This is a genomic window from Flavobacterium davisii (assembly GCF_019565505.1).
Lineage (GTDB): Bacteria > Bacteroidota > Bacteroidia > Flavobacteriales > Flavobacteriaceae > Flavobacterium > Flavobacterium davisii.
The window spans coordinates 3,350,455-3,369,125 of sequence record NZ_CP067378.1 but is presented as its reverse complement, the minus strand read 5'-3'; the positions used below and the strand labels follow the sequence as shown (position 1 = coordinate 3,369,125).

Here is an 18,671-nt window from a genome sequence, read left to right as displayed (position 1 = left end):
ATTAAATTTTTACAGATCTTTTTTTAAATTTGGTAAAAATAAAGATTATGAATTTAACACAAGAAGATTGGTGGACTAAGTTGCAACAGGATGATAATGCAGTAGTATTAGATGTACGTACAGCTGATGAATGCTCAAATGGCATCATTCCCAATGCTATTAATATTGACATTTATAAAGGTCAAGGCTTTATTTATCAAGTAGATGAATTAGATAAAAATAAAAATTATTATGTTTATTGTAAAGCAGGAGGGCGTAGTGCTCAAGCATGCGAGATAATGAATCAAATGGGATTTAACATAACTTATAATCTAATTGGAGGTTTTTCAGAATGGGATGGTCCTGTAGATCAATTAAAAGACAAATAACTATTTCTTAAAACATACATACAGAGATTTTTCAAAAAACACAATTTACTTTATTTAATTACTTCTTTTTAGAAGCAAGGAAAAAGTATCCAGATTTAGCAATAAAGAATATAAGATATTTCAAAATATTATTCTTGTTTTTCGAAAAGTCTCTACTACCTAAAAAAAGACATCCTAAAAGTCTAGACAACCTAATTTAAATATACAACATAAAAATAATAAAGGTATCTACCACTTTTTATCATAATTAATAAAGGTTTTAATACTTTTTTTGGCAACCTGTATATTGATTTTAAATCTTATTCTACGTCGTCTAACAAAAAATAATCTTTAGATTCATTACATCCTTTTTCTCTTTCTAACATATATTTATATAATGCAAATTGAGCAAATAAATACAACAACATAGATATAGCAGGAAAAATTACTGTTGACAAATAAAAAAGCTTCAGCACTAAAAGAAACTGAATAATTGCAAAGAAAACAGCATTAATTAGAAGCCAAAAATTCTTTCTACATTCATTAATCATATAATTTGAAAGAGCTAATCCTCCTAAAAAGAAAGAAACAACACTTGTATCAAATAAATATAGATACCTTTATCTAATTCATTTTTAGTTAAAAAAGTTAAATACCCAAATGCCGTAAAAAGGAAGACTCCCTATTACAACGGGTAACTTTTTTTTTGATTGGCTGATCTTGAATTACCAAGTATATTACAAGACCTCTATATATAAAAAAGAAAACAGAAGCTATTACAGCACTATTAAAAGTTCTTGAAACAAAAAGGATATTAGCAATTAAGAGAAAAAACAGAGATAACAAAAAATAAATATTCCGCTCATAAGAAACCTTCCAGTACATGAACATCATGATAGGCATCAATAAAGGTTTTAATATATATATCATTAAAATTTGATTGAAATATTCGGCTATAACTTCAAATAATCCAATTATAAAAAATAAAATCAAAAATCCTTTTTCTTGAGATTGTTTTTCGCTGTGAAGCATATCTTTTAAAAATAAATTAAACTCTTTATTTGTGATTCTAAAATTACAATTAATTTTTTTTAAAAAAATAGCACACCCTACTTATTTCCTTATGTTTACATAAAAAAAAAGAATCAATATCATATAAAAGAAATCTTTCCGATATTCGTAAAAAAATATAAAAAAAGCTGTTCATTTACGAACAGCTTTTTGTTTTCTTTAAAAGAAAAAATCATTCATTATGCAAAAAAGACTGTCTATTTAATAATGTTTCTTCTGTTTCTACATGATTATCATCCGGAACACAACAATCTACTGGACATACTGCGGCACATTGTGGCTCTTCATGAAATCCTTTGCATTCAGTACATTTACCGGAACAATATAATATACATCATCTGAAATAGGTGTTTGTGCAGCTTCTGCATCTACTTCCGTTCCATCAGCTAAAATTATTTTACCTGTTAATTTTGTACCATCTTTCCATCTCCAATCATCCGCTCCTTCATAAATTGCAGTATTAGGACACTCTGGCTCACATGCCCCACAGTTAATACATTCGTCTGTAATTATAATTGCCATATTTTTATGCTTTATGCCTCAAGCCCTAAGCTATAAGCGTTCAACTATTTTAAAAGCTTTAGAGGAAGTACATACAGTCTAAAGCTAAATATCTTATTTTTGTACAAAAATACAACCTAAACCATATATAAGCAAGTAACCTATGTCACAAAAAGAAATTATTATTGCATTTTCTAAACTAGGAAATTTTCTAAAACAATTTACTCCACAAGGCAATTTAGTAAATAATCAAATAGCCTACAACGAACTTTTTTTTGACTCATTTGCTGAACTTATACAAATATCAAAAGCACATAATGGATGGTTTACAACTGAACAAGTTTATTTTTCAATTCAATCTTGGACAGAAGCTTTAACAGAAAAAAATCTGATTAAATGGCTAAGCCCTTATACTTACAACGAAACATCACCTAAAACAATTGCTCTTGTTTTAGCAGGCAACATACCTTTAGTAGGATTTCATGATTTTATATCTGTTTTAGTAAGTGGAAATAAGGTATTAGCTAAGTTATCATCTAATGATCAAAAGTTACTCCCTTTTTTAGCTAAATATTTAAAAAAAATAGAGCCTAAACTTGAAGAAAGAATTTTTTTTACAGAAGAAAAATTAGAAAATTTTGATGCCGTAATTGCTACAGGAAGCAATAATACAGCTCGTTATTTTGAATACTATTTTAGGAATAAACCTGCTATTATACGCAAAAATAGAAACTCTGTAGCCTTATTAGATGGTACTGAAAGTAAAGAAGATTTATTTTTGTTAGGTGATGATATTTTTAGATATTTTGGTTTAGGTTGCCGTAATGTTTCCAAAATTTTTGTTCCTAAAAATTATGATTTCAAATTATTTTTTGAAGCTATTTATCCTTATGGTGATATTATTCATTATGAAAAATATGCTAATAATTACGACTACAACAAAGCCGTTTTTTTAATGAGTTTATTTAATATACTAGACAATGAGTTCTTAACAATAAAAGAAGATAATAGTTACGCTTCTCCTATTTCTTCATTATTCTATGAATATTATGATAATATAGAAGACGTTAAAAATCGTCTTATTAACGATAAAGATCTCATCCAATGTATTGTTTCAAACCAATTAACAGAAAACAGTATTCCCTTTGGCCAAACACAAAAACCAAAACTTTGGGATTATGCAGATAATATTGATACTATTGCTTTTTTAAATTCATTATAAAAATGAGTATCAAATTTTCAGATATTATAAAAGGACAAAAAGAAAAAGAAACTCATGTACACGAACCTCGCTTTAACTTAGAAGCTCGTGTTAATGCCAATCGATTATATGTTAAATCTAATAATAAGCAAACTATGAAAAAACACAATTATAGTGCAGGCCCTTGTATTTTACCTCAAGAAGTATTTAACCAATCTGCAAAAGCTATTTTAGATTTCAATGGTATGGGATTATCTCTTCTAGAAATTTCACATCGTAGTGATGCGTTTGTGGCTGTTATAGAAGAAGCGCGTTCTTTAGCACTTGAACTTTTAGACTTACAAAACAAAGGTTATCAAGCTCTTTTTTTGCATGGAGGAGCAAGTCTGGAATTTTTAATGGTTCCTTATAATTTAATGAAAGTAAATGGGAAAGCAGGTTACTTAGAAACAGGTACTTGGGCAAGTGGAGCAATTAAAGAGGCAACTCTTTTTGGTGAAACCCTTATTTTAGCCTCTTCAAAAAGGAACATTTTAATCACATTCCTAAAGATTATAATATACCCAATGATTTAGATTATTTTCATTGCACCAGCAACAACACTATTTATGGAACTCAAATGAAATCATTTCCTGAAACCAATAGTATCATGGTTTGTGATATGAGTTCAGATATTTTTTCAAGAAAATTAGATTTTAGCAAATTTGATCTAATTTATGCCGGTGCTCAAAAAAACATGGGACCTGCTGGCGTAACTCTAGTTGTTGTAAAAGAAGAAATATTAGGAAAAACAGGGCGTGTTATTCCATCTATGCTAGACTACCAACTCCACATTGCTAAAGAAAGCATGTATAATACTCCTCCCGTTTTTTCTATCTATACCTCCTTACTAACATTACAATGGTTAAAAAAGATGGGCGGAATTCATACTATTGAAAAAAATAAACAATGAAAAAGCCAATTTATTATACAATGAAATAGATCGAAATCCTTTATTCGAAGGAACTGCTGTTATTGAAGACAGAAGTTTAATGAATGCTACATTTACACTAAAAAACACAAAACATGAAACACTATTTGATCAACTTTGGGAAAAATCAGGTATTTCAGGATTAAAAGGTCATCGTTCTGTTGGCGGCTATAGAGCCTCTCTTTATAATGCTTTACCATTAGATAGCGTTCAAATCTTGGTGAATGTAATGAAAGAATTAGAAAATTTAGTTTAAAAACAACCTTTATAAATGAAAATATTAGCCAATGATGGTTTATCTAGTCAAGCCATTTCCTTATTAAAAAAAATGGTTTTGAAGTATTGACTACCAAAGTAGCACAAGAACAGTTAAGTAATTATATTAATAATAATCAAATAGAAATACTTATTATACAGAATGCTACAAAAATCAACCAATCCATTATCGATACTTGTTCTAATATAAAAGTAATCGGCAAATTAGGTATTGAAATGATTACTCCTAACCTTCCAGATACTATAATTTTTTTAAATACACCAAATGCCCCTGTAAATGCTGTTGCAGAACTAGCAATAGGACATCTTATTTCGGGTGCTCGTTATTTACATGATTCCAATAGAAATATGCCACTAGAAGGCGATACTCATTTTCATGAATTAAAAAAAGTATATGGTAACGGGTTAGAATTAAAAGGAAAAACTTTAGCAATCATTGGACTAGGAAAAATTGGTAAGGCTGTAGCTCAAAAAGCACTAGGATTAGGAATGAAAGTTATTGCTACAGCTAAAGAAACAAAACAAATACCTATTGAATTTGAATTTTTCTCAGGACAAAAAATAACAATTCCAATTGATGTAATGCCTCTAGAAAACATACTCCCTTTGGCCGATTTCATCTCTTTACATGTGCCAGAGCAAAATAACTATCTCTTAACCGCTACCGAATTTGAAAAAAATGAAACAAGGTGTAGGTATCATTAATTGTTCCAAAGGGGAATTGATTAATGAAGTAGATTTAATTAACTATTTAGAAAACAAAAAAATCAGCTTTGCTGGTTTAGATGTTTTCCAAGGAGAACCTAATCCCGCCGTACAATTATTAATGCATCCTGATATTTCATTAACACCACATATTGGAGGCACTACTTCTGAAATTTTAGAAAAAATGAGCATGGAAATGGCTCATAAAATTATTGATTTATATATATAAAATATATCCATTTTAATTATTATTTTTATATTGTAATCAAAAAACAAATAAAAATGTCAGGAATTTTAGATTTAATCAATAACGGAGTAGGAAAACAAATTATTGAAAATATAAGTAATAAAGTAGGTACATCTGAAGGGGAAACAACAAATGTATTAAATTCTGCATTACCTCTGCTAGTCAATGCAATGCAAAATAATTTAAGTACTGAAACTGATGCTACAGGTTTATTAGGAGCATTACTAAACGACAAACAAAATAGTAATTCATTAGAGAATCCTAAAAGTTTGGTTAATGATGGAATAGAAACGCAAGATGGATCAAAAATATTAAAGCATATTTTAGGCAATAACCAATCACTTTTAGAAAAAAACATAAGTTTGTCCACGGGTATTGCAACAGACAAAATTAACTCTATTTTACAAATGGCAGCCCCTTTATTAATGTCTTTCTTAGCAGGTAAAGCAAAATCAGCCAATATACAAAATGGTACTGATTTAGTAGGTTTATTAGAAAATATATTAGGGAAAAATTCATCCATTACATCTATGTTAGACCAAGATGGTGACGGTAAATTAAGTATTAACGATGCTATGGCTGTGGCTAATAAAAAAGGAGGTATAAGTGGATTATTAGGAAAGCTTTTTGGTAAATAATAATTATGTTATTTAAATCCTGATTACGCGTTAGAGATTTAAAAAAACACATTTTATTAATTATCAAAACCATACAAAATTAAGAATTAAAATCACCAGACACCTAAACCATTTTATTTCAATAAGTTATAAAATTTATTTTTCTAATGCGTAATTCTATCTAACGTATCTAAAATTATTCTATATGAGACAACATGGTGTTTGATCATTGATTTGTATCAAAGGGCTTCCAAATGGAAGCCTTTTTACATTTCAGCCAAAATTATATCTTAATAATAATTGGTATTAAATTATACTTTAAAAATTTTTTATCAATCAACTTAAAATCATTATTACACATTTATATTTTACAACCCTTTTAAAAAATTAAACACTCCTATTAACATCAGACTATAATTGATTTTTTAAAAAAAATATTTTCCAATAAAACCTAACATAAAATCTAGTGAAAAGTTACCTATTTAATTTTTAGTTATAAATATTGTTATTTTTTCTGTTTTTTAAAAAAATAAATAACATTTTTTCTCATATAATTGTTTTTTTTATTAAATTTAGGCAACATATATACCCCAAAAGTAATGGTTGAAATTGACATCGAAAAAGAAAATAAAGCAATCGCACAAGAGTATAAAGAACTACTTCGTATAAGCTATCAAACGTTAAGTGATGAAGACAAAAAAATGATCCGAAAAGCATTTGATTTTGCGGTTGATGCTCACCAAGATCAAAGAAGAAAATCAGGTGAAGCTTATATTTTCCATCCCATAGCAGTTGCCAAAATTGTAGCTGGAGAAATTGGATTGGGAGCTACAAGTATAGCTGCTGCATTATTGCATGATGTGGTAGAAGATACAGATATAACCGTAGAAGAAATAGAAAACGCATTCAATCCTAAAGTAGCCCAATTAGTAGCTGGCTTAACTAAAATTTCACAAGTTAAAAAGGATATGAACATATCAATGCAAGCTGAAAATTTCAGGAAAATGCTTTTAACACTCAATGATGACGTAAGAGTTATTATCATTAAACTAGCCGACCGTTTACATAATATGCAAACAATGGAATCAATGGCAGAACACAAACAGTTAAAAATTGCTTCCGAAACACTTTACATATATGCCCCCCTAGCCCATCGCCTTGGACTTTATAATATAAAAACTAAACTAGAAGATTTAGGATTAAAATATACTGAACCCATTGTATATAGCGATATTGTTAGTAAAATAAAAGAATCAAAAGAAGAGCAAGATGCTTATATAAAAAGCATATCTGATGTTTTACAAAAATCATTAGATCAAGAAGGAATAGATTACATAATAAAAGGAAGACCTAAATCAATCTACTCCATTCGAAGAAAAATGGCAGTACAAAAAGTAAGTTTTGATGAAGTATACGACAAATTCGCCTTACGAATCGTATACAAATCCAATTCACACGATGAAAAATTCCTAGCTTGGAAAATTTATTCAATTGTTACAGATCATTACCGCCCTTCACCTAGCCGTTTAAGAGATTGGATTTCTTCTCCCAAATCTACTGGATACGAAGCACTACACATAACCGTAATGGGACCTTTAGGACGTTGGGTAGAAATACAGGTCAGAAGTGAAAGAATGGATGAAATTGCTGAAAAAGGCTATGCTGCACATTACAAATACAAACAAGGAGCAACAGAAGAAACGAGTCTTGACACTTGGTTAAACCTCTTAAGAGAAGCTTTAGAAAATGCAGATAGTAATGCCGTTGACTTTGTTGAAGATTTTAAAATGAATCTTTACGCAAAAGAAATATATGTTTTTACCCCTAAAGGAGAAATCAAATCATTACCAAAAGGAGCTACTGCTCTAGATTTTGCTTTTTCAGTCCATTCTGAAATAGGTATCAAAACACGAGGTACAAGAGTTAACGGTAAATTAGTACCATTAAATCATGAACTTAAAAGTGGTGATCAAGTAGAGATTATTACTTCTCAACATCAAAAACCAACCGTTACATGGCTAGATTATGTTACTACCTCAAGAGCTAAAAATAAAATTAGAAATGTTTTAAATGAAAACACTAAAAAATTGCAGAAGACGGCAAAGAAATACTAGAAAGAAAACTTCGCCACTTAAAAATAAATTTTAATGAAAATACAATCAATGAACTGGTAGCTTTCCTAAGATTAAAAACGAGTTTAGACTTGTTTTATCGAGTAGGTATTGGTTCTATAGACAATCAACAACTAAAAGATTACGCTGCTCAAAAAAACAATACTTTCATTAACTTCTTTAGAGGAAAAATAAAAAAAGGACAAACATTTAGTCCAGAAAGCATTCAAAAAGAAGAAATAACTCAAAAATATGATTTACTTGTATTTGGAACAGAACAAGATCGCCTAGATTATAAACTTTCTAGTTGTTGCAACCCTATATCTGGCGATCCCGTTTTTGGTTTTATAACTATAAATGAAGGTATTAAAGTACACAAAAGAGATTGTCCTAATGCTATCAGCTTACAATCTCATTATGCTTATCGTATTATCTCTGCAAAATGGATTGATTCTACTCAACAAGATTTTAAAGCTACATTAAAAATTACAGGAATGGACACCCTTGGACTTACTAACGAATTAACGAGAGTTATATCTAATAACTTAAATGTAAACATCCAAAGTATCTCTTTAAGTGGAGAAGCAGGACTCTTCACAGGACATATAACGGTAATAGTTCCTAATATTTCCATACTAAAAAAAATGATTGAAGGAATTAAAAGAATTGACGGAGTCGAAAAAGTAACACGAGAATACACTAATTAAAAATAAAAAACTAATAACTATTTATTACAAACCAAATGATATTCGTTATCCCCAAGTCTCATACATTTTTAAATAAAATTTAGTAAAAATATTTTTTAGATTATATAATGAATAAAGTTTTAGTAGACAGAAGATTTTTTGAGTTTATTAATTATTATTAACCAAAAAATTAGACATTAGACTTCATTATGAAACAAAATTTTTCAATAAATTCAAGTCTTAAAAAAAAATTAAAAGAAAAAATAATGAACTATTTTAATGATTAAAATGGAATACATGTTTGAACTTGAAGAAAAATAAAGTAAAATAGATTTCTAATATTACATTTGAGATTAAATAAATTCAAAAAATGAAGAACTCCAATCTAAAACATTTGGGCTGGTTTTAAACATTATAAAACCAGCCCTTTTTTCATCTTAAGTTTACTGTTCTACTTAAGATTAAAATATCTACAGTCAAACATTTATACCTCTTTTTGGTATATTTTTTTTGTGTTTTAATAACTTAATAACGAAAAAATAACAAAAAAGTCCCCATCTTCCTTGTATATTTGTTAAAGTTTTAAAAATCCACAATAAAACAATTTAGATCTGTGCGATAAAAAAAACTAAATAATTGCGCTATAGCATAAAGAAACAAAATAAATATTAAACTTTTTAGTTGAACATATTTGAAGGTATATATAAAAACATAATTTATGACTTTACTCTTTTATTCAATATTTAAAACTAATCCAAGCATACTATTTATTATTAAAATCCTTATACTCTTTTATTTCTTCTTCTAATAATTCTATAGCTCGGTTACGTATCTTTTGTGCTGTTTCCGAATTATTGAAATATCTAAGAGCGCTATAAATTGTTTGTCTTGAAACCTCTTGAAACTCTTTCCTAAGAACTTGATGATGTTTAGTACCTAAATTAATTGACGACCCCATAAACTTGCTTTATTATATTTACATTTGTAAATGTACTCACAAAGAGCACAAGCAAATATATATACTTTTTTTCAAACAAATTATGATTTATTAACTTTTTTTCAAACACCATGTCCATCCAAGAAAGAATCCTACAATATATTAATTACAAAACAATTACACCCTATAAATTTTGCAAAGAATTAGGCTTTGCAATGGGTTACCTTGATAAAAGAGGTGCAATAAGAACAGACAATTATTTGAAAATTATAGAACATTATAAAGACCTAAACCCTGAATGGCTATTAAAAGGAGAAGGCAATATGTTAAAAGATTATAATAATAATAATAAAATTAATGAAAATGAAAAAATAAATTACAAAGAATTAGCCGAAGCCAGAGAAGAAATAATAAATTTATTAAAAGAAAAGATAAATTCACTTACAGAAGAAAATTTTATTCTAAAAGCACGTCTAACAAAACAATAAAGTATAAAAATCAAAAAAACACTAAAATTTTATCGTAATTATGTTAAAAAAATAACTTTCAAAATAAAACTTATTTTTATTTTTTGCCCTTATCATTAACCAACTTATTATGTATATTCTACATCTTATTATATTAATTTCATTACTTATCTCCCATTTTATTCAAATTAATTTAAGATGTTTTTTTATTAATCTACTCATATTAAGATAGATAAAAAATATTTTATTAAAATAATCATGAACTAACACTGAAACGATAATTAATATTTTTTTATTCTTCTTTTATAATATTTAGCATTATTTTTTAAATTCTAAATTCAAATAAATAGTTTTTTGTTAGATTTGTCCAAGGAGACAAACATACATAATAGTTATGTAAATACAAAGTTAAATATATGTTTTTAACATAACTATTATGCTTTTAAAAGCTAAAATAAGTAAAAATGGATGCTAATACTATAATTTTAGAAATTAAAAAAAGGGGGTTAACAGGTTATAAAATAGCTGAAGAAACAAAACTTACAGAAGTAGGTATTAACAAAATATTGAATGGCACTTCAAAAAAACCAAGAAAATCTACTCTACAAATATTACATAACTATTTGATTAATGAAAATAAATTAGATCAAAATTATAATTACAATGAACCTGAACTAAACTCTTTAAAAATAGAATTAAAAAAGGCTTATGATAAAATTTCTTTTCTTAAAGAACAAAATGATTTCTTAAAGGAGCAAATTTCTTTTTATAAAGAAAAGTCATATCATACTGATTTAGTACATACAATAGATGACAAAATTGATTATTTATATGAAACTTTTAAGGAAAAAGAATTAATAAATCAATTAAACAAAATGATAAAAAAAACGAAAAAGCCTCAATTATAGAGGCTTTTTAAAAAACATATTAACACAATCTCTTTTTATTTTTGAATTTTCTTCAGCTTGTATTCTCCTGTATTCTTTTAAACATTGAGAAAATATTTTCCTAACAGTATCTTCATCTATTTCATCATTATCATACGACTCATTGGCTAATTTTGAAAGACGTATTAATTCATCATATTTACTCATAAGCTAATACTTATTTATTACTATACATGATAAATCCAACATTTTTTCAAGAAACATAATTTTCTTTTTCGTTTCTTCCTTTTCAATTTTTCTTTCTTTTTTATTTTACACATTACTATTATAAAAAAAACGAATAAGAGTACTAAAAAAATTGTGTGAATTTTTGAACATCCATAATCTGTTTTATCTTCTCTTAAAACCCATAATAAATAATGCGTATAGGTATAAAAAGGAAATATATAACTAATTCTATAAGGTCTCAAATTGGCTCCTATAACTATCAAAATAGGAGCTACAATGATAGATGTTGCACAAACTAAATCAACTGAATTATTATAACCATAATTATTACTAAGGTTAACATTATAAAACATTACATATTTATCTAAATAAGATATTAACGCAGATGCTATAATAAATATTGAGCCTAAAGTTCTATACATTTTTAATCAATTCTTAAGAGGTATTACTATGCCTCTTTATCTATTTAATTTCTAAAAAAATGATTAATATAAATCACTAATCTCTTTTTGTCTGATCTTAGTTTTTATTAACTATGAAATCAAATCGTTGAATCCCTAGATCACTTACATTATTAAAGAGCTAAAAATTAAAAGTTTATATATTTTTTATACTAAAAAAGAATTTTACTTAAAGAAGTCCATTCTTAAATTTTTAAAAACTCTAAAAGATATAAAGTTAAAACAAACCATATTTTTTAATCACTTTTAAACACCTAAGGCGTTAACAGCCTTTTTAACCCGATATTCTTTTTAGAGTTTCCATTTAGGGGGTCCAATCCCTTTTCTATTTTAACTGTAACTATGCTATTTCTATCTTTAAAAGATAGACAATGCAACTATTAATCAATAATACTTTAATTATTAATTAAGAAGTCTTACAGGGCGCAATTTACTTGCTTTAATTTTAATAAAACTGAGGTTTTCCCGTATATTTTGTTAAAATTCAAAAGGCTTATTGAAGTTATAAAAAGATCTTTTTATATAAAATTCAAAAAAAGAGATCTCCAAAAATTAAAATCAAATTATCTCTTTTTTTAAGATAGGTGAATTATTATTAAAAAACTTTGTCATATAGTAGTTATCCGTTTCCTAATTCTAATTGATTTTTTACTAGGTTAAAATAATCTCCTTTTTTATCAACCAGTTCTTGGTGATTTCCTTTTTCTACTAACTGCCCTTGTTTTAAAACGATAATTTGATCTGCTTTTTTTACAGTCGATAAACGATGTGCTATAATAACAACTGTTTTACCTTTAAAAAACATCTGAAGATTATCATGAATTATTTTTTCATTTTCTGCATCTAATGCTGAAGTAGCCTCGTCAAAAAGATAAATTCTGGATTTTTATAAACAGCGCGAGCAATTAAGATACGTTGTTTTTGTCCTCCACTTAATTCTATACCTGAGTTCCCTACTTTAGTATTAAATCCCATAGGTAATATTTTTATTAATTCTAAAATATTTGCCATTTTGGCAGCGTTAATTAATTTAGTTTCATCTATTATTTCATCCGATATTGCAATATTTTCTGCAATTGTTCCACTAAATATTTTACCATCTTGTAAAACAATACCGCATTTTTTTCTCCAATCATTAGCCGAAATTTTTTCTAAATCTAATTCGTCTAATTGAATGTTTCCCTTTGTTGAAGGATAATAAGAAAGTAATAATTTTAAAAGAGATGTTTTTCCACTTCCACTTGCTCCTACAATTGCAGTAATACTATTTTGCGGAATTGAGAAAGATATATTTTCTAAAACAAATGGATTAAAATTCCCGGGATATTTAAAAGAAACTTCTTTTATTTTGATAGTTTTAAAAATATTATCTGCTACATTTATTTTAGTTTTATGATCTTCTTCTTCATTATCGTAAATCGTACTTATACGCTTGTTAGCAATTGAAGTATCTTGTGTATCTCTAACAAATGTAACTAGGTTTTGAATAGGAGTCGTTAACTGACCTATTATGTATGAAATACTTAATAATGTACCTAATGTCATTTCTCCTTTTATAATAAAATAAGCACAAATGGCAATAGCTATGATTTCTTTAAACTTACTTAAAAATTCAACTCCTATATTTTGATACATATTTAGAAATAAATTGCGAAGTTCTAGTTTATTTATTTTTTTCTGAATATCTAAGATCTTATTTACTGTTTTATATTGAGCGTGATTTATTTTTATTTCAGGCATATTCATTACAAATTCATAAATGCCATTACTATTTTCCGACTGCCCTAAAAACATAGCGTATTCTAACATGGCCCTTTTACGTAAAAAAAAAGACAACCCAAATTATTGAAAATACCGATAAAGTCGTATATATACTAAATATAATAGGATTAAAATAACAAAGTAAACTACTAAATATTAGTATATTAAAAACACTCAAACTAAAATCAATTCCTTTCCAAGTGATAAAATTTTGTATTTTATTTTGATCTTGAATTCGTTGTAAGGTTTCTGTATTAAGTCTGGTATCAAAAATCGAATAGGAAGGCGCATTAATTTTAGTAGTAAATTTTCTTTTAATAAAATGCTTAATTGATAATTGATTTTTGTTAAAAATAAGGTACTTAAAAAATCAGAAATAAAACTAGATATGAAAAGTACCATTTGTGCAACTAAAAAATAATAAACTACATGAATTTCTTTTAAGTTAATACCTGAGTCAATAATTTTCTGAAAGGTAAATGGAATAAAAAAGAAGTAATTAAACTTATAATCAATAGTATAATTGAGCTTAAATACTTCCACTTATTTATTTTTAGAAAAGTAAAAGCGATTCTAAATAGAGGTGATTTTGATATTGATTTTTTTACTTCTTGTTGCCATTTAAATTTTTTAAAATTTTCTGTTTCTTGAAATACAATACCTACTCCTTTTTCATTATTTCCTTGCCATTCTTTTACAAATATTTTACTTTCTAAAATTATTTTCCCGTAACGAGGATCTAATATATGATATAAAATTTGTCCTTTTTTGTAGGTTATTTTTTCAAGTACTACAAAATGATCTTGTTTCCAAAATAAAATTGAAGGTAAAGGGATTTCTTCAAGTTCTTGTTGTGTTAATTTTAAAGGGGTTGTTTGAAATCCTATATCTGATGCTACTTCTACTATATCTTGAATAGAAACCCCGATTCTAGTAAATTCAAATTGTTCTTTTACTTGGGATAGTGTAACTTTTTTTCCATGATAACTAATGATCATAGCTAAGCATGCAGCACCACAATCAGTACTTTCAAGTTGATTAAAAAAAGTTATTTTAGGCTTCTTGTAATATCGCATTTTCTTTTAGTATTTCCTCTATCTTTGTTAAAACAACCTTATTTTTTTCAGATTCATCACCATGAAAAACACAATATTCTTTTCCTTCATTTTCCATAGCATGTTGAGTACATCCTCCATTACACAATGGCATAATTTTACAAGTAAGGCAGGGTTTGTTTTTAAATTTAGAATCCATTCTTTTATCTAAATAATCATTTTCCCAAATTAAATCTCCTTCTTTCGAAATATATCCTGCTCTATTTTCAGAAAGAAAATCTCTTGCAGTGCATTTAAATAAATCTCCATTATAATTAATTGTTGCACTATTTCTTTTATCTGCGTAACAAGATGCTTTTACATTATTTGGAGAATAAATGACATTGGTTTTAAATCCTCTGGATTGCATAATAGCAACATTTTCCATTAAAATCTTATTACTATTATCCAACTTATCATTTTGCCATACGCGATGAAAATCTATCAGTAATTTGTCTTTTCTAATTTCCATCGGGATGTCTTCAAAATCATCAATGATTTTAAAACATTTATGAATATTTTTATCGGTATAATTTATACGGAGTGTAATATTAAAACGTTCATTTAAAAGTAATTTTTTAATATTTGCTATAATTTCATTATAGCTTCCTTTTTTTTTATTTACAAACCGAACTTGATCATGTTCTTCTTTATAACCATCTAAAGTGATTTGTAAACTAGCATACATATCCTTTTTTTGAAAATATTCTATAAAATAATCATTAACTAAGTATCCGTTTGTAGTAAAACTTATGGCGTATTTTTTATTATGATAAATACTTTTTTCTCTTACATGATCAATCAATGGGACAACGTTCATTTTAAAGTATAACAGGGGTTCTCCTCCAAAAAATGATAAGGAAAAATATTCTATCTCTGGTTTTGAAATGGTTTTTGTAACCATTTTTTTTACTGAGTCTAGAACGGAATATTCTAATTTAGAATCTTTAATATGAGTTTCATAGCAGTACCAACATTTAAAATTACAATTCATTGTAGGATTTACTGTTAGTAAAAAGGTTGTGTGATTTTCATCTGTTTTTTTACTTATTTCTCTCAATTTTTCTGTTTCATCTATATCGTTATCAATAATGAAATTATTTTCGGATAAATAGTTAAAAAAGGTAGGATGTATTTCTTTTAAACCATTAATTCCTTCTATAATAGAAGCATTTAATATTTCTTTTAATTCCCCTTCTATGAAAAGAAATTTTTGTTCTAATGAATTATACAACGCATATTTCCCTTCATAAGGCAATATCGTATTAAAGCGGCTATATTTTTTCATAATTTTATTTTTTTAGATTATTTATTTTTAAAATTAAAATAATACACACTTTGCCTTTTGATAAAGGATATAAAAAGATTTATTATTTGTTTTTTTATCTACTTTTTTGTACCACAACCTGGCACACAGTTCCCTATACAGTTACTGTTTATACCTTTTTCTTTTGTTACTTTTTGCTTTTTACAAGTAGCTGCTGCACAATTTCCTCCATGACAATTATTGGCTAAATTAGATTCTTCATAATCAATAGCGTTTATAGTAAAAACGTTAGAAAATCCTCCTATAAGTTTTTGATTATCAATTTGATCTATTTTTTCAAAATTAATATTTTTCATAAATTGAATGGATTTATAATTAGAAGTTGTCCGAAAAGTATATATTAATATTTATTTTTTCTCTAGATGATTAGAAACCTAAAAATTTATATTATATAATGTTCTTCCTAGCATAAAATATTTTTGCCTTTTGGAGATAATAGGCTTTCCGGACATCTTCTTTTATTCATTAAATTTAATTATTAAACTTCTAATGCACTGGTATCAGCTCCACAGCCTGCTACGCAGTTTCCGCTTTGACAATTATTAGTTTGTCCACATTTATAATAATTGTCTCCTTCTTTTAACATACCTCCTACCCCATTTATTGTCAAAGCGGTAGAGAAACCTCCTTTTAATATATCGCCATTAATTTCAAGAGTTTCAAATTTTGATAGATCAAATTTTTCTGTTTTGTTTGTTTTCATTTTTACTAGAATAAATGTTATTGTGTTATTTCTGCTTATTATTTCGCCGAGCAGTCGGTTAATTTGCGCAAATAGATATCTAAAATTCTTGTTTTTTGTATTGTACACTACAAAGACAAGAGTTTAAATATTTTTAGTTGGTTCTATTTTTTTCCTCTTCGTTACTTCCTTTTCTATTTTTGTTGTTTACTTTACTATTTCCCCATTTGTATATCAACTGTATGTTAATATATCGAGAGTCATAGTATCCTTTATATTGAGATTCAATAGAATTTCGAGTACTTAATGTCTTAAAATCGTTTGTTTTTAAAAAGATTTTCGACTGTAAGAATAGCTTGTAGTTTTTTTCTAAAAAAGTCCTCTTCCATAGAGACTGATGAGTGTTCTTTGATAATTATAAACCAAATCGCTCGATTTATTCGGAAAAATATAACTGATATCAAAGCCTGCTGATATAGTTTTGTCTTTTTTTAAAATAAAATTATTACTTGTGTTTATTTGTACTCCTAAACCTTCATTACTCTTGGGAGTTAAAGGATAAATTTTAGAATCGGAATGTTGAAAATAGACATATAAGTTGTTTTGATTTTCCCACCATTTTTTTTTGTCATAATTCAGCATTTGATTAAATCCAATACTATAGTTATCATAATAATTTAATTGTATTATTTTTTGTGAGTATTCATCAGAACTAAGTATAACTACTTGTCCAAAATTGTTGGTTTCTTTAGAAAAAAATAAACTTGAACTGGTATTATCTTTGTAATTAAAATTTAATTCTAAATTATTTGATAAACAAGGTTTTAAATTTGGGTTTCCTTCTGAATAAGAAAATTTTGAGGTATACCATCTGAATGGATTTAGGTTAGAAAAACTAGGTCGATAGATTCTTCTTGAGTAACTAAGTGAAATTGTTTTTCTATCATTTATCTTATACATACAATAAGCTGTTGGGAAAAACTGTATATAATTTATAGTTGTAATTTTATTTAAAGTAACAGCGTTTCCCTCAGTTTGTGTATTTTCAATACGTAAACCGAATTGTGTTTGCCATTTTTCTTTTGCAAAGGTTTTATTTCCGTTTATATAAATGGCTTGTGTGTTTTCTTTAAATTTAAACTTATTACTTTGGTTATTATCCCATATTGGTTGCCCTGTTGTTATATCAAATAAATTTACATCATTATCGGTTTTCGAAAATGATAATCGCATACCATAATTTAGATTAAGCCATTTTAATGGATGTTGCATATCAAATTGTGTTGCAATATTATAGATGTTTTGATTGGTTTGATTCAGTGTATTTTGAACTCCTGTTAATACCCCTGATTGAGGTAGAGCCAAGGTATTGGTATTAAAATTACGATTAACGCTGGATTGGTATCGCAAATAATCTATGTCTATGCTTAATTTTTTACCTATTGTATCTAAATCTATATTTGAATGGAAGTTAAGGGTATTTAATTCTTTTTTTCGTTTACTTTCTCCTTTTGAATTAATGTTAGCTGTTTGTTGTTGGGTTATATTATCTAGAAGAATTACCGTGTTTGAATCATCAATATTGGGTTTATTTGTATTGTTTATATATTGTACTCCTAAGCTCCATTTTTTGTTTATTTGATAATCATATCCTAATCTATTACTCCAAATATTAGAGTAATATTTTCCTGTACCGTTATTCTGCCATTGTTGGTTAGGATAGTGAATTGTCGAACTTTCAATACCTTGGTTACTACCATTTGTATAAAGTGTGCTTACCACACAGCTATTTTTGTCTTTTTTATAAGTAAATGTTCCTCCTAATCCACTTGTAAAATAAGTATTTTGTTTTAGATTCGCTCTTACGCTTGCATTCCAACTATCATTTTTTGCTTTCTTCAGGACAATATTAACTAAGCCACTATTTCCTTCCGCACTATATTTTGCTGGTGGTGTTGTAATAACTTCTATTAATTTTATGTTCTCTGCAGCTATTGTTTTTAGATAATTTATTAAATCATCACCCAATAATGGTAGTAATCTACCATCTACCATTAATCCTATTCCACTTTTTCCTATCATTGTGATTGCTTCA

16 protein-coding genes and 4 pseudogenes are annotated in these 18,671 nt (G+C 27.0%); 8 read left to right on the top strand and 12 right to left on the bottom strand.

Annotation, left to right across the window (positions count from 1 at the left end; translation table 11 throughout):
• Window positions 1-47 precede the first annotated feature (47 nt).
• Window positions 48-368 carry a rhodanese-like domain-containing protein gene (locus JJC05_RS16030; RefSeq protein WP_088394254.1) on the top strand — a complete coding sequence of 107 codons (321 nt, stop codon included), beginning with the start codon at window positions 48-50 and terminating at the stop codon, window positions 366-368.
• Between the two features lie 299 nt (window positions 369-667).
• Here JJC05_RS16030 and JJC05_RS16025 read toward each other — a convergent pair whose 3' ends face one another.
• Window positions 668-805, bottom strand: coding sequence for a hypothetical protein (locus tag JJC05_RS16025; RefSeq protein WP_235877869.1), 138 nt, complete (start codon window positions 803-805; stop codon window positions 668-670).
• Window positions 806-1,590: 785 nt separating this feature from the next.
• Window positions 1,591-1,940: pseudogene (locus JJC05_RS16020) on the bottom strand (4Fe-4S dicluster domain-containing protein).
• 142 nt (window positions 1,941-2,082) lie between these two features.
• Between JJC05_RS16020 and JJC05_RS16015 the strand changes: the two are divergent.
• From JJC05_RS16015 to JJC05_RS15995, 5 genes and pseudogenes are all read left to right on the top strand, one after another.
• Complete coding sequence (locus JJC05_RS16015) at window positions 2,083-3,141, top strand: acyl-CoA reductase (protein WP_105196909.1); 1,059 nt, start codon at window positions 2,083-2,085, stop codon at window positions 3,139-3,141.
• A 134-nt stretch (window positions 3,142-3,275) separates the two neighbouring features.
• Window positions 3,276-4,346 (top strand): annotated as a pseudogene (gene serC / locus JJC05_RS16010) (3-phosphoserine/phosphohydroxythreonine transaminase).
• A gap of 15 nt (window positions 4,347-4,361) precedes the next feature.
• Window positions 4,362-5,300: pseudogene (locus tag JJC05_RS16005) on the top strand (NAD(P)-dependent oxidoreductase).
• 53 nt (window positions 5,301-5,353) lie between these two features.
• Window positions 5,354-5,956, top strand: coding sequence for a DUF937 domain-containing protein (locus tag JJC05_RS16000; protein ID WP_105196907.1), 603 nt, complete (start codon window positions 5,354-5,356; stop codon window positions 5,954-5,956).
• 578 nt (window positions 5,957-6,534) lie between these two features.
• Window positions 6,535-8,753: pseudogene (locus JJC05_RS15995) on the top strand (RelA/SpoT family protein).
• Between the two features lie 742 nt (window positions 8,754-9,495).
• Here JJC05_RS15995 and JJC05_RS15990 read toward each other — a convergent pair.
• Window positions 9,496-9,690 carry a hypothetical protein gene (locus JJC05_RS15990; RefSeq protein WP_014164422.1) on the bottom strand — a complete coding sequence of 65 codons (195 nt, stop codon included), beginning with the start codon at window positions 9,688-9,690 and terminating at the stop codon, window positions 9,496-9,498.
• 110 nt (window positions 9,691-9,800) lie between these two features.
• Here JJC05_RS15990 and JJC05_RS15985 point away from each other — a divergent pair, with 110 nt between their 5' ends.
• Window positions 9,801-10,157: a hypothetical protein gene (locus JJC05_RS15985; RefSeq protein ID WP_127823035.1), complete on the top strand. Its 357-nt coding sequence runs from the start codon at window positions 9,801-9,803 to the stop codon at window positions 10,155-10,157.
• 443 nt (window positions 10,158-10,600) lie between these two features.
• Window positions 10,601-11,044 carry a hypothetical protein gene (locus tag JJC05_RS15980; protein ID WP_105197125.1) on the top strand — a complete coding sequence of 148 codons (444 nt, stop codon included), beginning with the start codon at window positions 10,601-10,603 and terminating at the stop codon, window positions 11,042-11,044.
• Here the strand turns inward: JJC05_RS15980 and JJC05_RS15975 are convergent.
• The 9 genes from JJC05_RS15975 to JJC05_RS15930 form a co-directional block, all read right to left on the bottom strand.
• Complete coding sequence (locus JJC05_RS15975; protein ID WP_088393049.1) at window positions 11,039-11,230, bottom strand: hypothetical protein; 192 nt, start codon at window positions 11,228-11,230, stop codon at window positions 11,039-11,041. The genes JJC05_RS15980 and JJC05_RS15975 overlap by 6 nt on opposite strands.
• A gap of 20 nt (window positions 11,231-11,250) precedes the next feature.
• On the bottom strand, window positions 11,251-11,673 hold the full coding sequence (locus tag JJC05_RS15970) for a hypothetical protein (protein WP_235877867.1): 423 nt from the start codon (window positions 11,671-11,673) through the stop codon (window positions 11,251-11,253).
• Between the two features lie 658 nt (window positions 11,674-12,331).
• Complete coding sequence (locus JJC05_RS15965; protein WP_235877865.1) at window positions 12,332-12,517, bottom strand: hypothetical protein; 186 nt, start codon at window positions 12,515-12,517, stop codon at window positions 12,332-12,334.
• Between the two features lie 38 nt (window positions 12,518-12,555).
• On the bottom strand, window positions 12,556-13,521 hold the full coding sequence (locus JJC05_RS15960; RefSeq protein WP_235877863.1) for an ATP-binding cassette domain-containing protein: 966 nt from the start codon (window positions 13,519-13,521) through the stop codon (window positions 12,556-12,558).
• Window positions 13,522-13,913: 392 nt separating this feature from the next.
• On the bottom strand, window positions 13,914-14,549 hold the full coding sequence (locus JJC05_RS15950) for a cysteine peptidase family C39 domain-containing protein (RefSeq protein WP_235877860.1): 636 nt from the start codon (window positions 14,547-14,549) through the stop codon (window positions 13,914-13,916).
• Window positions 14,527-15,855 (bottom strand): radical SAM/SPASM domain-containing protein, encoded by a 1,329-nt coding sequence (locus JJC05_RS15945; RefSeq protein ID WP_235877858.1) that lies wholly within the window; start codon window positions 15,853-15,855, stop codon window positions 14,527-14,529. The genes JJC05_RS15950 and JJC05_RS15945 overlap by 23 nt, the downstream gene beginning before the upstream one ends.
• Before the next feature lie 98 nt (window positions 15,856-15,953).
• On the bottom strand, window positions 15,954-16,190 hold the full coding sequence (locus JJC05_RS15940; RefSeq protein WP_105197130.1) for a hypothetical protein: 237 nt from the start codon (window positions 16,188-16,190) through the stop codon (window positions 15,954-15,956).
• A gap of 182 nt (window positions 16,191-16,372) precedes the next feature.
• On the bottom strand, window positions 16,373-16,597 hold the full coding sequence (locus JJC05_RS15935) for a hypothetical protein (protein WP_105197131.1): 225 nt from the start codon (window positions 16,595-16,597) through the stop codon (window positions 16,373-16,375).
• A gap of 348 nt (window positions 16,598-16,945) precedes the next feature.
• Window positions 16,946-18,658: an outer membrane beta-barrel family protein gene (locus tag JJC05_RS15930; protein ID WP_235877857.1), complete on the bottom strand. Its 1,713-nt coding sequence runs from the start codon at window positions 18,656-18,658 to the stop codon at window positions 16,946-16,948.
• Between the last annotated feature and the right edge of the window lie 13 nt (window positions 18,659-18,671).